Annotated in this window: 9 protein-coding genes; 2 read left to right on the forward strand and 7 right to left on the reverse strand. The window is 65.5% G+C overall.

All coding sequences use genetic code 11. From position 1 onward, the window contains the following. Positions 1 to 14: 14 nt before the first annotated feature. The 3 genes from eutC to ACVIYL_RS40135 all read right to left on the reverse strand — a co-directional run bounded on the left by eutC (position 15) and on the right by ACVIYL_RS40135 (position 3,912). Positions 15 to 809 (reverse strand): ethanolamine ammonia-lyase subunit EutC, encoded by a 795-nt coding sequence (gene eutC / locus ACVIYL_RS40125; protein ID WP_456781177.1) that lies wholly within the window; start codon positions 807 to 809, stop codon positions 15 to 17. Between the two features lie 4 nt (positions 810 to 813). Beyond that, positions 814 to 2,400, reverse strand: a complete 1,587-nt coding sequence (locus tag ACVIYL_RS40130) for a B12-binding domain-containing radical SAM protein (RefSeq protein ID WP_456781178.1) — start codon at positions 2,398 to 2,400, stop codon at positions 814 to 816. Positions 2,401 to 2,529: 129 nt separating this feature from the next. Further along, a complete protein-coding gene (locus ACVIYL_RS40135; protein WP_456781179.1) occupies positions 2,530 to 3,912 on the reverse strand; it encodes an ethanolamine ammonia-lyase subunit EutB in 1,383 nt (460 codons plus the stop codon). Positions 3,913 to 4,248: 336 nt separating this feature from the next. Between ACVIYL_RS40135 and ACVIYL_RS40140 the strand changes: the two genes are divergently transcribed. Together ACVIYL_RS40140 and ACVIYL_RS40145 are read left to right on the forward strand one after the other, a co-directional pair. Next, positions 4,249 to 5,955, forward strand: a complete 1,707-nt coding sequence (locus ACVIYL_RS40140; protein WP_253609593.1) for a methyl-accepting chemotaxis protein — start codon at positions 4,249 to 4,251, stop codon at positions 5,953 to 5,955. A 165-nt stretch (positions 5,956 to 6,120) separates the two neighbouring features. Further along, complete coding sequence (locus ACVIYL_RS40145; RefSeq protein WP_456781180.1) at positions 6,121 to 7,623, forward strand: sensor domain-containing diguanylate cyclase; 1,503 nt, start codon at positions 6,121 to 6,123, stop codon at positions 7,621 to 7,623. Between the two features lie 47 nt (positions 7,624 to 7,670). Here ACVIYL_RS40145 and ACVIYL_RS40150 read toward each other — a convergent pair whose 3' ends face one another. The 4 genes from ACVIYL_RS40150 to ACVIYL_RS40165 all read right to left on the reverse strand — a co-directional run bounded on the left by ACVIYL_RS40150 (position 7,671) and on the right by ACVIYL_RS40165 (position 15,097). Further along, positions 7,671 to 8,549, reverse strand: coding sequence for a transglutaminase family protein (locus tag ACVIYL_RS40150; RefSeq protein WP_456781181.1), 879 nt, complete (start codon positions 8,547 to 8,549; stop codon positions 7,671 to 7,673). Further along, on the reverse strand, positions 8,546 to 11,089 hold the full coding sequence (locus tag ACVIYL_RS40155) for a circularly permuted type 2 ATP-grasp protein (RefSeq protein WP_456781182.1): 2,544 nt from the start codon (positions 11,087 to 11,089) through the stop codon (positions 8,546 to 8,548). Before ACVIYL_RS40155 ends, ACVIYL_RS40150 begins: the two co-directional genes overlap by 4 nt. A 20-nt stretch (positions 11,090 to 11,109) precedes the next feature. After that, a complete protein-coding gene (locus ACVIYL_RS40160; RefSeq protein ID WP_456781183.1) occupies positions 11,110 to 14,367 on the reverse strand; it encodes a transglutaminase family protein in 3,258 nt (1,085 codons plus the stop codon). A 226-nt stretch (positions 14,368 to 14,593) separates the two neighbouring features. Continuing rightward, on the reverse strand, positions 14,594 to 15,097 hold the full coding sequence (locus tag ACVIYL_RS40165; protein WP_253609598.1) for a GDSL-type esterase/lipase family protein: 504 nt from the start codon (positions 15,095 to 15,097) through the stop codon (positions 14,594 to 14,596). Positions 15,098 to 15,133: the final 36 nt, after the last annotated feature.

Below are 15,133 nucleotides of genomic sequence, written 5' to 3' on the forward strand. Positions count from 1 at the left end.
GCCGATCCCCGCCATTAAGTATCTGATTTGTCACACCCTGGTAGCGCATTCCTCGACGATCCACCGCCGCTTTCATCTTTCAAGGCGACCCCTGTGATCTGGCGTGCCAGGCCCTCGCGCACAAGCCACGAAATCCTGAATGCGGCCTCCGCATAGCTCAGCCCGGCATGGTGGATGTTGGAGATGCAGTTGCGGTCGGCGTCGGTGAGACCGATTCGCGGCGCGAAGGTGAGATAGGCGCCGAGGCTGTCGGGAGCGGACAGGCCCGGCCGTTCGCCGATCAGCATCACCAGCATGCGCGCGCCGACGATGGCGCCGATCTCGTCACCGAGCGCGACCCGCGCCCCGGACGCTGCGATCACCGCGCCGGCCTCGATCTTGTCGGCCGCAAGGCGCGGCACGAGATGCCGGATCAATTCGACGGCATGCACATTGACCGCCGTCGGCGACAGGCCGTCACCGATCACGATGGCGCAGGGGCATGCGGTGATGCCGCAGGTCTCGAGCGACCGCCGCGACGCAGAATCCAGCATGCGCCCGAGATCGGGCCGCCGCAGATAGTCGCGCCGGCTGTGCGCTTGGCTCGACACCTCAAGCGGCGTGATGCCGAGGCCGGCAAGACCGGCCGCGATCCCGCTGACATCGAAGGCGGCGTGGACGGCGTCGCGGGCGCGGGCATGGTCGAGCGTGAATGACAGCAGCGCATCGGTCGGCAGGCTGGCCCCGGACCGGCCAAGGCCGACGCGCGCCGGCGTGAGCTCGCGCAGATCGGCAAGCGAAGGGGACATGGGCGCCGGCGGTGTCGTCATGCTGTTATTCGGCGGGGACGGAAGCCTCGCGCAGCCGGATCGAGTAGTTCGAGGCGTTCTGCCGGCCGCTGGAGGCTGCACGCGCAAAGGTGATCAAATGATGCGCAACCAGCGTCGCCGAGATCAACCCCTCGATGTCGCCGCGCTTGAGCCGGCCGAGCGCAAACCTCCAGAACACGCGCTTGTAGTCGCCGAGCACGCCGACCTTCCAGAAGATGTTGCGGAGCATGATCAGGCCGCGCCGGATGTTGGCCCAACTCTTCATTTCTGGGCTGACCGGCACCTTGATGCGATTGGCATAGGTGTAGTTGCATTGATGCAAATAGCGCGCGAACAGCTTGTTCGGCTCGTAGGCAACTTCCATGCATTTGCGCCAGGAACTGACCACGTCCTCATAGGGCAGCAGGAACTCGACATTGGAGTCGCGGCCCTCGTCATCGATCAGCCGCCCGGCTTTTTCGAGCCGATCCCACAATGGCGTCTTCGGCAGCGCCTGCAGCAGGTTGATGGTGAGCAGCGGAATCCGCGACTCCTCGACGAAGGAGAGCAACGCGTCGCCGGTCTGGGGCTTGTCGGTATCGAGCCCCATGATGATGCCGGAGACGACCTCCATGCCGAACGAATTGATGGTGCGCACGCCCTCGAGGATCGGAACCATCATGTTCTGATCCTTGTGCATGGCCTTCAGCGCGTCGGGATCGGGCGTCTCGATGCCGACGAAGATCGTCACGAAGTAGGCTTCGCGCATCTTCTCCAGGATCTCGGGACGCTTGGCGATGTTGAGCGTCGCCTCGCAAGCGAGGCGCGTGATATATCCGGTCCGCTTCTGCCACTCGATCAGGTGCGGCAACAGCTCGCTCGCGGCCTTACGGTTACCGATGAAATTGTCGTCGACGAAATACACGGTGTCGGTGGCACCGCAGGCGCGCAGCTTGTCGAGCTCGGCGATGATCTGCTGCGGCGACTTCAGGCGCGGATTGCGGCCATAGAGCCCGGGGATGTCGCAGAACTCGCACTGATAGGGGCAGCCCGAGGAGAACTGGATGCTGCCGAGGAAATACTTCTTGGTTTCGGCGAGCTCATAGGCCGGCAGCGGGAATTCCGTCATCGGCAGCCGGTCGATGGTTTTAAGCACCACCTGCTCGTCGGGACGGCTGGTATCATCAGCCAGACGCTTGATCAGCTCATTGGTCGCATCGCCGAGCTCGCCGACGTGGAGGTAGTCGAATGAGGGATAGTAGTCCGGGCAAGCACTGACCGACGGGCCGCCGATCGCGACCACCAGGTCATGGTCATGCGCGCGATGGCAGATGTCGTTCATCTGCTGGCGCTGGATATGCATACCGCTGACGAACACGGCATCCGCCCACTCGAAATCCTCCGCCGTCGCCGGACGCAGATTCTCGTCGACGAAACGGACCGGCCAGTTCTCGGGAAGGTATGCGGCGATCAGCAGCAGGCCCTGCGGCGGCATGAACGCCTTGACGCCGTCAGTGAGGGGGTAGGCGTGCTCGAAGGTCCCAAACGACGACGTATAGCGCGGAAAAACGCAGAGGATACGTCGTACTGTCTCTATGCCCTCAGCTCTCATCAAGCGACCCCGAAGCACCGGCAAATCTAACCACGGCGCGGAACGCTGGGCCAGAAATTCTTCAACATTGTGGCACTACTTAACGTCATAACGACGAGATAGTTGCTCTGCAGAATTTCGCTATCCTCCTCAGGTCAAGAGCCTGGCAGCGAGGTCGGGCAGCCGCTCCGCATCGGCCACGAGGCGGAAGTCCTGCCCGGCAAGGCCGACGCGCGCGAGCCAGTCGTCGAATTCGGGGGCCCGCCTCAGGCCGAAAAGGTCGCGGACATAGAGCGCATCGTGAAACGATGTCGACTGATAGTTCAGCATGACGTCATCCGCGCCCGGCACGCCCATGATGAAGTTCACGCCGGCGGCCGCGAGCAGCGTCAGGAGATTGTCCATGTCGTCCTGATCCGCCTCGGCGTGGTTGGTGTAGCAGACGTCGATCCCGAGCGGCAGGCCGAGCAGCTTGCCGCAGAAGTGGTCCTCGAGCCCGGCGCGGATGATTTCCTTGCCGTCATAGAGGTACTCAGGACCGATGAAGCCGACCACGCTGTTGACGAGCAGTGGATCGAACGCGCGCGCCACCGCATAGGCCCGCGCCTCGCACGTCTGCTGGTCGACCTGGTGATGGGCATTGGCGGACAGCGCCGAGCCCTGCCCGGTCTCGAAATACATCACATTGTCACCGACCGTGCCGCGGCGCAGCGACAGCCCCGCTTCCCGGGCTTCCCGCAGCAGCGAGAGGTCGACGCCGAAACTGCGATTGGCCGCCTCGGTGCCGGCGATCGACTGGAACACGAGATCGACCGGCAGCCCCTGCCCGATCAGTCCGAGCGTGGTCGTGACATGGGTCAGCACGCAGCCCTGCGTCGGAATCTCGAATCGCGTGATGATGTCGTCCAGGAGCCGCAGCAGGGTGCCGATGACGTTCGGGTCGTCGCTCGCCGGATTGATGCCGATGCAGGCATCGCCCGCTCCCAGCAGCAGCCCGTCGAGAATCGAGGCGGTGATGCCCTTGGGGTCGTCGAAAGGATGGTTCGGCTGCAGCCGCGTGCTCATTCGCCCGCGCAAACCGATGGTGTTGCGGAAGCGGGTCGTGACCTCGCATTTCTTCGCGACCAGGATCAGATCCTGGTTGCGCATCAGCTTCGACACCGCCGCAACCATCTCTGGCGTAATGCCGCGCGAGATCTTCTTGATCGCTTCCCCGCTGGCGGCATCCGACAGCAGCCAGTCGCGGAATCCGCCGACGGTGAGCGACGACACCGGCAGAAAGCCGGCAACGTCGTGGCTGTCGAGGATCAGGCGGGTGACTTCGTCAGCCTCATAGGGGATGACAGGCTCATCGAGGAATTGCTTGAGCGGAACATTGGCCAGCGCAAGCCGCGCTGCGATCATCTCCTCCGCGCTGTCGGCGGCGATGCCGGCCAAGCGGTCGCCTGAACGCGGCGGCGAGGCCTTGGCAAGCAGGATGCGCAGATCGTCGAATGCGTAATTGGTGGCGTCGATGGTGTGACGATAGAGCATGGGGGTTCGTCGCGGGCTGGGCAGCGCAATCTAGCACCTCTTTGCGAAAGGCGTGCCATCGGCTTCGCCCCGCGTGCCGGCGCCGTTGGCGGTGATCGCGGCGCATCACCGGCACGGAAGCGAGCCACGAGCACCCGCCAGACTCAATGCAGCCCATAAAGTATTGAGATTATTTACGGATTTTAACGGTTGCGGCGACACAAAACTCGCCCGTTAAGAAATTGTCCATGAAAATTTTGCATAAGCTTTAATCGGCCGAAGGTACTCCCCGGCCTCTTGGAGTGCCCCGCAATGCCCGCCCCCGTCACATTCTCCATCTCCATGTCCCGGCCTCCAATGGCATCCCGATTCTCGCTTGCTGCCAGGCTGTACTCGACGTTTGCGCTGATTGCGGCGCTGACCGCGGCCATCACCTTCCTGTCCGAATACAATGCGCGGCGTAATGCCGAGCTGACCGAGGCCGTCGACCTCGCAAGCCGTGCCGCACTCAATGTCGAGCGGGTCAATTCACTGGTCTACGCCGTGGTGATGGAATCCCGCGGCATCTACATGTCGACCGATCCGGCAGCGGTGAAGAAATACGGCGCCGGACTGCTGGCGTTCAACGAACGTATTCTCGGCGTGGTCAAGAACTGGGAAACCCTGGTGCAGGCCGACGACGCCGCCCAGTTCGCGGTGTTTAAGAAGCGCATCGAGCAGTTCATCGATTTCCGCAAGGAGTTGGTACGCCGCGGCATCGAGATCGGCGCCGCAGCCGGGCGGGAGTGGGGCGACAACGACGCCAACCGCGACGTGCGCACCGCGCTGAACAAGGATCTCGAGGCGCTCTCCAAGGTCTATGCCGAGCGCAGCAAGAAGCTGGCGCGCGAGACCGACACCAACCGCACGATGGCGCTGGTGCTGACCGGCCTCGGCGCCCTGGCCTTGATTGTGGTGGTACTCGGCGTGCTGATCATCGCCCGCTCGGTGGCCCGGCCGCTGTCGCAGATCACCATGACGATCAAGCGCGTCGCCGAGGGCACCGACCATGTCGAAGTACCGCATGTCGGGCGCAGCGACGAGATCGGCGCACTGGCACGCGCCATCAAGGTCTTCCAGGAGGCGATGGACCGCAATCGCAGCCTCAACGCGCAGGTCGTACAGGATTCCGAGGCGCGCGACGCGCGCGGCCGGCATATCGAGACCTTCGTCGAAGCGTTCCGTGGCACGATCGGCGAGGTGCTCCGCGCGGTGCACGACAACGCCGCGACGATGCGTCAAACCGCGCAGACCATCGCAACCGTCGCGTCGGACGCCAGCGGCCGCGCGGTGGCGGCGGCAGGCGCCACCGAACAGGCCTCGAGCAACGTCTCCGCGGTGGCGGGCGCAGCCGAAGAACTCTCCGCCTCGGTCGAGGAGATCGGCCGCCAGGTCAAGCAGTCGTCCGGCGCAGTCGATCAGGCCGGTGCGCGCACCGACCGCTCGATCACCGAGATCGAGGGCCTTGCCGCCACCACCCAGCGCATCGACGGGGTGCTGAGCCTGATCCAGGCGATCGCCGAGCAGACTAACCTGCTCGCCCTCAACGCCACCATCGAAGCCGCCCGCGCCGGCGATGCCGGCCGTGGCTTCGCCGTCGTCGCGCATGAGGTCAAGGCGCTGGCCGGCCAGACCGCGAAGGCAACCGCCGAGATCAGCGAGAATGTGGGCCTGATCCAGGCCTCGACCCGCAACTCGGTGGCCGCCGTGCGCGAGATCGGTCAGGCGGTGCGCGAGATCAGCAACGTCACCGCGAACATCGCGAGCGCGGTCGGCCAGCAGGACGCGGCGACGCGCGAAATCTCCGCCAATGCCCAGATGGCCGCCCAGGGCAACGAGACCCTGGTCACTAATGTCGGCTCGCTCCGCGATGACATGGACCAAACCAGCAAGGCGGCGGAATCGGTGCTCGCGGCCTCGAACGATCTGACCACAACTGCCGAGACGCTGTCGCGCGAGGTCGAGCAGTTCTTCCGCAACCTGCGCAGCGACGCGGCCGACGGCCTGCAGCGGACCGGAACCTGAGCGGCGATCTGGCGGGGCCCTGCGACAGGGCCCCGGCAATCCGGATGGTTAAGACTCTCCCAACGCACGGACACAAATTGCCTCCGCTTCGGGTCGCATTTCTCAATTTGATGCCTCCATAGAAAAGCGTCGCTGCGCGAGGGCGCGGGGAAGTGGAACCGAGCAATGAACGGGCTTTTGCCAAAGCCGAAGGCAGTGCCGACCAAACGGCTCCTTGCGCTCGGGATCGGCCTCGTTCTCTGCTTTTCGGCGATCTGCGCATCCATCCTCTGGGAGATGGCGGGCAAGGACTATCAGCATGCGAAGCAAGGTGCGACCAACCTCGTCGCCTCCATCGCCAGCGAGATCGACCGCAACATCGACCTCTACGACCTCTCGCTCCAGGCGGTCGCCGACGGCGTCAAGCTGCAGGAGCTCGGCAAGATCAGCCCGGAGCTTCGCCAGGTCGTGCTGTTCGACCGCGCCGCCACGGCCAAGGATCTCGGCTCGATCCTTGTGCTGAATGCGGCGGGGGACGTCACGCTCGATTCCAGGACGTTGACGCCGCGGGCCGCAAATTTCGCCGATCGAGACTTCTTCCGGGCACATCAGACGCGAGCGGACGGCGGGCTGTTCATCAGCGCTCCGTGGATTACCTCTGACGGCGAATATCTGATCAGCCTCAGCCGCCGCATCAACAATGACGACGGTTCCTTTGCCGGCGTGGTCGCGGGCAGCATGCGGCTCAGCTATTTCCACAATCTGTTTCGCAAGCTGAATTTCGGCTTCGGCGACAGCATGGCGCTGTTCAACAGCGATGGCGTCATACTGATGCGCGCCCCGTTCGACATCAGCAAGATCGGGCAAAGCATCAAGGACTCTCTGGTCTTCAAGCAATTTCCGGCACGACAATCCGGCTCCTACATCACGAAATCGATCGTCGATCATGTCAGCCGGCTCTATGTTTTCCAGGCGGTCGGACACAATCGCCTGCTCATCGCCGAGGGTCTTGCGCTCGACGGCATCTATGCCGACTGGTGGCAGCAGCTCTGGCTGATCGGCAGCGTGGTGGCAGCGCTCTGCGGCTTCTCGATCGTGCTGATGTTCTACCTGGTGGCCGCTCTCAAACGGCGGGCCGCCGCGGAAGACCGGCTCGCGCACCTCGCGAACACGGATGCACTGACAGGCCTCGCCAACCGCCGCCGCCTTGACGATACCCTTGACGTCGAATGGCGCCGTGGCATGCGCGCAAAGGCGCCGGTCTCGCTTCTGATGATCGACGTCGATCATTTCAAAATCTACAACGACACGTACGGGCATCAGGCCGGCGACGCCGTGCTCACCACCGTGGGACGGTGCATCGCAGGCAGCGCCAAGCGTGCAACTGATCTCGGTGCCCGCTATGGCGGCGAGGAGTTTTCGGTGTTGCTGCCGGGCATCGGCAAGACGGGCGCCCTGGAAATTGCCGAACGGATTCGCACCAAGCTGGCGGCTGCGCGGGAATCCGAGCTTGAATTGCCGACCGTCAGCATCGGATTGTCCTGCCTCGTCCCGGACCACGAGCGCACGTCGCGCGATCTGCTCAAGGCCGCGGACCTCGCGCTCTATCAAGCCAAGCGTGAAGGCCGCGACCGCGTCATCGTCAGCACGATCGGGTGGGACAAATCGGGCAAGCGGCACGTCGCCTGATCGCGACCGCATTGGCGCGGTCGAGCGCGCCGCGCGCCCATCCCGGCTCACCCCACCGGCAGCACGTCGACCGCAACGGCGAGCTTCTGCTTGCGCGCGCCGACGATGACGCCATCGACCGGCGAGACGTCGGCAAAGTCGCGGCCAATGGCGAGAATGATGTGGTCGCTCCCGACCATCAGATCGTTGGTCGGGTCGAACCCGACCCAGCCGAGCGCGCTGCCGCACCAGACCGAGACCCAGGCATGGGTGGCGTCGGCGCCCTGCAGCCGCGGCTGGCCCGGCGGCGGAATGGTGCGCAAATAGCCGCTGACATAGGCCGCGGGCAGGCCGAGGCCGCGCAGCCCCGCGATCATCACATGGGCAAAGTCCTGGCACACGCCGTGGCGCTTCTCGAACACGTCGCGAAGCGGTGTCGAGATCACGGTCGCCTTGGGATCGTATTTGAAGTCGTTGCGGATGCGGCGCATCAGGTCGGCCGCCCCGGTGAGGATGCCGCCGCCGGGCAAAAAGCTCGCGGAAGCGTAGGCCGTCACGGGCCGTAGCACCGGCACCAGTGCGCTGGCAAAGACGTAGCCGACCGGCGAGGCCGCATCGAGGCTCAACGCCTCGAACGCGTTGTCACGCACGTCCTCCCAGGGCGGACTGGCGGCGTCGCGCGCCGGCGGCTGTCGCGCCACCGAGACCCGCGAGCGGGCATCGATGCGCAGACTGCGATGCGCGGTCTCGATCAGGACGCTTTCAGTGAGCGTGCCGAAGAAGTCGCGCCTTGCGGTGCGTTCCGCGGGCCTCGGACGGATCTCGACCGAATGCGAGATCAACTGCTGCCCGTCGCCAGTGACCGGCTCCAGCCGCAGCGAGCAGCGCGCGAAGCTGACCTGGGTCTCGTAGCTGTAGGTCGTGACGTGACGGATGTCGTAGATCACGCCAGCCCCGTGAGCTTCTCCGGCCGGCTGGCATTCGGTCCGTGCGGGAAATAATGCAGCCCGATCGCGTCGGCGAGGTTGAGCAGATCCTGCTCCAGCGCGAACAGCGTCTTGACGTCGAGGCTCGAGGCTTCAGCCGTTGTGAGCATTGCCTCGACCGCGACGGCAAGACGCTGCGGCCGCTCGATCAGGCCATGCTCCTTCAGGCTCGGCAGCGCGGCAATATGCTCGTTCAGCGCCGCGACCTGGAATGCGACCGAGCGCGGATTGTAGGGGTCGAGCACCGCCAGATCGCGCACCGGTGCGAGCAGCGGCTGCACCAGATAGCGCGAGCGATAAGTGATCTGGCAGTCGACCAGCGTGAGCAGAACGTCGAGGTCCTCGTCACCGGCTTCGTCATAGGCGAACTGACGGGCAAAGCGCGTGGTGTTGACGGCGCGCTCGGCGCGGCGGCCCATCTCGAGGAAACGCCAGCCGGCGGCGCGGTTCATGTTTTCCTGCGCGAGGCCGGCGAAGCTTGCGAGCTCCTGCAAGGTCAATTCGGCGGCGCTGACGACGCCGTCATCGTCATGAACCTCGATGGCCAGCCGATCAGCCATCTCGGTGATGACCTGCCAAGCGTCCGGCGACAGCCGCTCGCGGAGCGAGGTCGCCGTGCGCTGCGCGGATCGCACCAGCGACAGCGCCGAGCCGAATTTCTCCTCGCTCTGCAGCGCTTCGAGCGCGACCTTGGCGAGATTGGCGCGCGCGGTCTGCGAGGCCGCGCCCCAGGCGACCAGCATGCGCTGGATGCGCTCGGCCGAATGCATCGCCGGCGCCGAGCCGTTTGAATTCGCGCGCGCGGGATCGCGCAGCGGCGTGCACAGCGCGCGGATCAGGCGGATGGTGGCCTCGGCGCGCTCCAGATAGCGGCCGAGCCAGAACAGATTGTCGGCGGCGCGGCTCGGCAGCACGCCGGCGATGCGGCGGATGCGGACGGTGTCGACTGCTGGCAGCAGGGTCGAGGTCTCAACCGCCTTGTCGGAAACCACCCAGACATCGGCGGACACCGCGCCATCGCCCATCGACACCGCGCGCGCATCGGCCCGATCGGCAATCCGGCAGAAGCCGCCGGGCAGCACAGTCCAGCCGCTCGGCGTCGCCGCCGCGAACACCCGCAACACGAACGGACGCGGCGCGATGCGACCGTTCTCCCATACCGGCGTGGTCGACAGCCGCACGAGCTCCTGACCGACATAATCGATGCCGCGATGGCTGATGGCATCCTTCAGGCGGTCGCGGTCCGCTGCCGACAATTCGCCCGGCAGCACCGGTCCGTTGCCGGGAAAATCCGCAACGCCGCGGCCATAGGCGCCTTCGATCGCGAACTCGTCGAGCCGCGACAGCACCTCTTCGCGGGCGGATTTCTGGCCGCACCACCAGGTCGCGATGTGCGGCATCATCAGGTCTTCAGAGAGCAGGCGCCGGCACAGATTGGGCAGGAAACCGAGCAGCGCCCTCGCCTCCATCACGCCGGAGCCCGGCATGTTGGTGACCACGACGCCGCCCTTGCGCAGAACCTCGACAAGCCCGGGCACGCCGAGATAGGAGGACGCGTCGAGCTCGAGCGGATCGAGCATGTTGGAATCGACCCGGCGCAGCAGCACGTCGAGCCGCTTCAGCCCGGCGACGGTGCGGATGTGGACGCGGTCGCCGGAGACCGCGAGATCGTCGCCCTCGACCAGCAGGAAACCGAGATAGCGCGCCAGCGTGGCGTGCTCGAAGTAGGTCTCACTGAACGCGCCGGGCGTCAGCAGGCCGATCCGCGGCTCGTCGCGATCGGCGCTGGCGCGCAGCGAATCGCGGAACGCCTCGAAGAACGGCGCGACGCGCTCGACATTCATCGACTTGTAGAGATTGGAAAAGGCGCGCGACAGCACCAGGCGGTTTTCCAGCGCGTAGCCCGCGCCCGACGGTGCCTGCGTGCGATCGCCGAGCACCCACCAGCGGCCGTCGGGCCCGCGGCCGATGTCGGCGGCATAGAGATGCAGATAGCGGCCCCCCGGCGGCTTGATGCCGCTGACCGCGCGCAGATACTCGCTGCTGCCGGCAATCGCCGCCGCGGGGATGGCGCCGTCGGCGACGAGGCGGCCTTCGCCGTAGAGGTCGGCCAGCACCATCTCCAAAAGCTGCGCGCGTTGCGCGACACCGGCGGCGAGTTGGCGCCAGTCCGCCGCGTCGATGATCAGCGGCAGATGGCTGAGTGGCCAGATCCGGTCGGAAGTGTCGCCCGGCGCGCGATAGGTGACGCCGGCCTCATGCAGATGGCGGTCGGCGGAGGCGAAGCGACGCTCGATATCGGCCGGCGACAGCGCGGCAAAGGCGTCGAAGAAGCGAGCCCAGACCGGCCGCGACGCGCCGTTGTCTGCAATATACTCGTCGGGAATGCCGGGCAGCCGGACATAGTCGCGGGTCCACTGCGCCATCCGGCGCTGACCGGGACGGGCCCTGCTCTCCTGACTGCTGCCTTGACTATTGCCTTGGCCACCCGATGCGGACATTCCACTTCCCCTTGACACAATTAGTGCAGGAGCGGCGTCCGCAAGTCGAGGGTCAAGGGAAACTCAATTGTGCGTTCCTCGGGCGGCATCTCGATCTTGCCGGGGGTGTGGCCGTGCTCCTGGAAGCGCGCCAGCCGCCGCGCCTCGGCCTCGTAGGAATTGACCGGCTTGGTCTCGTAGTTGCGGCCGCCGGGATGGGCGACATGATAGACGCAGCCGCCGAGCGAGCGGCCGTTCCAGGTGTCGATCAGGTCAAACGTCAGCGGCGCATGCACGGGAATGGTCGGATGCAGGCCGGAGGCCGGCTGCCAGGCCTTGAAACGAACACCGGCGACCGCCTCGCCGGCACGGCCGGTCTCGGTCATCGGCATCCGTCTGCCGTTGCAGGTGATGACATGGCGTCCCTCGACGAATCCGGTCGCCTTTACCTGCAGCCGCTCGACCGACGAATCGACATAGCGCACGGTGCCGCCGGAGGTGCCCTCCTCGCCCAGCACGTGCCAGGGCTCGAGCGCCTGCCGCAGTTCGAGACCCACGCCACCATGATGAACGCGCCCGAAGGCGGGGAAACGGAATTCAAGTTGCGCCTGGTACCATTCCGGCTCGACGTCGTAGCCGGATTGCTTGAGCTCGGCGAGCACGCCGAGGAAATCCTCCCAGAGGAAATGCGGCAGCATGAAGCGGTCATGCAGCGCGGTGCCCCAGCGCACGAACCGGCCCTGCTGCGGCTCACGCCACAGCTTTGCGATCAGCGCGCGGATCAACAGTTGCTGCGCCAGCGACATCCGCGGGTCGGGCGGCATTTCGAGCGCGCGGAATTCGACGAGGCCAAGCCGGCCGGTCGGGCCGTCGGGCGAATAGAGCTTGTCAATGCAGATCTCGGCGCGATGGGTGTTGCCGGTGATGTCGACCAGGATATGCCGAAACAGGCGATCGACCAGCCACAGCGGCCCATCCATGCCCGGCGGCGGCACGTGCGACAGCGCAATCTCCAGCTCATAGAGCCCGTCATGCCGCGCCTCGTCGATGCGCGGCGCCTGGCTGGTCGGGCCGATGAACATGCCGGAAAACAGATAGGACAGCGACGGATGCCGCTGCCAGTACAGCACGAGGCTCTTCAACAGATCGGGCCGGCGCAGGAACGGTGAATCCTCCGGCCTGCTGCCGCCGACCACGATGTGGTTGCCGCCGCCGGTGCCCGTGTGGCGGCCGTCGATCAGGAAACGGTTGGCCCCTAACCGCGTCTTGGCGGAGTCCTCATAGAGGCCGAGCGTGATGTCGACGGCTTCGCGCCAGCTTTGCGCCGGCTGCACGTTGATCTCGATCACGCCGGGATCCGGCGTCACCTTGATCACCTCGATGCGCGGATCGAAAGGCGGCGGGTAACCCTCGACGTGCACCTGCAGCTGCAGCTCCTCGGCGGCGGCTTCGATCGCCGCGATCAGGTCGAGATAATCCTCGACCTTCTCGACCGGCGGCATGAAGGCGCACAGCACGCCGTCGCGAACCTCGATCGACATCGCGGTGCGCACCGGCAGCGGCTCGGGAATCTCCTTCAAGGCTTGCTGCAGCTCGTCGGAAAGCGCATCGCGCGGCGCCATCGGATCGCGTTCGACGACGTAGGGATAATCGTCCGGCGGGACATATTCGAGCGAGGCGATCGGAAGCCGCAAGCCCAGCGGCGAGTCGCCGGGCGACAGGAACAGATGGCTGCGTCGGATCTTCCAGCGCTCGCTGCGCCAGCGTGCCGGCACGCGATCGCCGAGCGGGCTCCAGCGCTGGATCGGCAGCACGTAACCTTTCGGCGTGGTCAGCCCCTCATCGAACACCCGCGCCATCCGGGCGCGCTCTTCCGGATCGGTCAGCTTGGAATTCGCTGGGCTGACATTGGCCGGCAGGCCGGCTTCACGCTGCAGCCAGAAGGCGGGGTCTTCATAAGCCGGCATGGCATAGTCGGCGCCGAGACCAAGCTTGGTTGCTGCCACTTCGACGAAACGCTGGGCCTCCGCGATCTCGGCCCTGCGCGAATTCTCGATGCCGGCGATCAGCTCGGCATTCTTCCAGATCGGCTTGCCGTCCTTGCGCCAGTAGAGACCGAACGCCCAGCGCGGCAGGCTCTCGCCGGGATACCATTTGCCCTGGCCGTAATGCAGCAGGCCGCCGGGGGCGAACCGCGTGCGCAGCTTGCGGATCAGTTCATCGGCAAGCGTCCGCTTGGTCGGACCGACCGCGGCGACGTTCCACTCCGGCGATTCCAGATCGTCGACCGAAACGAAGGTCGGCTCGCCGCCCATGGTCAGGCGCACATCGTCTTTCCTCAGGTCGGCATCGACCTGCTCGCCGAGCCGGTCGAGCCGCGCCCAGGATTCATCGGAGAATGGTTTGGTGATGCGCGGCGCCTCGCCGATGCGCTCGACGCTCATCTCGAAGCCGAACTCGACATTGGCAACGCCCGCGGTGCCGGTCACCGGCGCGGCCGAACGATAATGTGGCGTGGCGCAGACCGGGATGTGGCCCTCGCCCGTCAGCATGCCGGAGGTGACGTCGAAACCGATCCAGCCCGCCCCCGGCAGATAGACCTCGGCCCAGGCGTGCAGATCGGTGAAATCGCTCTCGACCTCGCGCGGCCCCTCGAGCGGATCGATGTCCGGCCGCAGCTGAATGAGATATCCGGAGACGAAACGCGCGGCGAGCCCAAGGTGGCGCAGCGTCTGGATCAAGAGCCACGCCGAGTCACGGCAGGAGCCGGAGCCCGCGGCAAGCGTCTCCTCCGGCGTCTGGATGCCGGCCTCCATGCGGATGACGTAGCTGATCTTCTTCTGCAGCTGCGCGTTCAGCTCGACCAGGAAGTTGACGGTGCTGTCAGCCTGGCGCGGAATCTCCTTCAGGTAAGCCGCGAGCAGCGGCTCGGCCTCATCGGTCTCGAGATAGGGCGCGAGCTCGGTCTTGAGATCGCCGGGATATTCGAACGGAAAGCTGTTGGCAAAGGGCTCGACGAAGAAGTCGAACGGATTGACCACCGTCATGTCAGCGGTGAAATCGACCTCGACCTTGAGCTCGGTGGTCTTCTCTGGAAAGACGTAGCGCGCCAGCCAGTTGCCCTGCGGGTCTTGCTGCCAGTTCACGAAGTGATTGGCGGGCGTGACCTTGAGCGAATAGCTCGTGATCGGCATGCGCGTATGCGGCGCGGGCCGAAGCCGAATGGTCTGAGGCCCGAGATCGATCGGCCGGTCGTATTTGTAGTGCGTGACGTGATGCAGTGCGACTGATATCGACACGGACCGAAGGCTCCAGCAGCTTTTTTGAGCAGAACACTGCTGCCGGTCGACATCAAGCACTAACAACGGGCACGGGGTGCCCAAGGTAAGGGCGCGATCCGTAGCCCTGATGGAGCGAAAGCGAAATCCGGGGCCTTCATCCGCAGGAAGAGTCCCGGATTGCGCGGAGCCTGTCATCGGGCGCGCATTCGCGCGACCCGTTGGCTTCATCCGGGCTACGCGATTGCTAGCGGCCGATTGCGCCGGATACCTGCGAAGCAAGCTGCTCGGCGAGCATATGATAGCCCTCGGGGGTCAAATGCACACCATCGGGCTGATGGGGGAGTCCACCCAGCATCCCGTTAGGGAGCATGATCACCGCGATGCCACGGGCGCTGAGACGACTTTGGATATCCGCGGTCCGGTCAGGCCTGCCCTTGCGCCGGTCATTGCCGCCTGGCTGCAAAATAACCGCACGGGTCCCGTTCGGGACGGCGCGGTCCAGGCGTTGCAGCATCCCTTCCGTGGTGTCGCCGTTGATGCCGGCGTTCACGATGCGGACGCTCAATCCCTTCGCCCGCAAGATCGCTTCGAGCTGCGCGGGATAGGCCTGGTTGCGCGCCACGCCCTTGCCGTAGGTATTGCTCGCGCCAAGCGCGACTATGGTTGCGGCGTCAGCCGAACCGGCGCCGAGGCTCAAAGCGGCGAGAAATGTGATGCATCCAACAATTCCCAACCAACGCGCGCGCATGCTTCCTCCGTCCCATCCGTAGCCCGGATGGAGCGC

This window comes from Bradyrhizobium sp. USDA 3315 (genome assembly GCF_054056795.1).

Bases quoted from the DNA above. Each gene is read 5' to 3' on its own strand.
- eutC (WP_456781177.1), bottom strand. From the start codon at position 809: ATGACGACACCGCCGGCGCCCATGTCCCCTTCGCTTGCCGATCTGCGC.
- ACVIYL_RS40130 (WP_456781178.1), bottom strand. From the start codon at position 2,400: ATGAGAGCTGAGGGCATAGAGACAGTACGACGTATCCTCTGCGTTTTT.
- ACVIYL_RS40135 (WP_456781179.1), bottom strand. From the start codon at position 3,912: ATGCTCTATCGTCACACCATCGACGCCACCAATTACGCATTCGACGAT.
- ACVIYL_RS40140 (WP_253609593.1), top strand. From the start codon at position 4,249: ATGGCATCCCGATTCTCGCTTGCTGCCAGGCTGTACTCGACGTTTGCG.
- ACVIYL_RS40145 (WP_456781180.1), top strand. From the start codon at position 6,121: ATGAACGGGCTTTTGCCAAAGCCGAAGGCAGTGCCGACCAAACGGCTC.
- ACVIYL_RS40155 (WP_456781182.1), bottom strand. From the start codon at position 11,089: ATGTCCGCATCGGGTGGCCAAGGCAATAGTCAAGGCAGCAGTCAGGAG.
- ACVIYL_RS40165 (WP_253609598.1), bottom strand. From the start codon at position 15,097: ATGCGCGCGCGTTGGTTGGGAATTGTTGGATGCATCACATTTCTCGCC.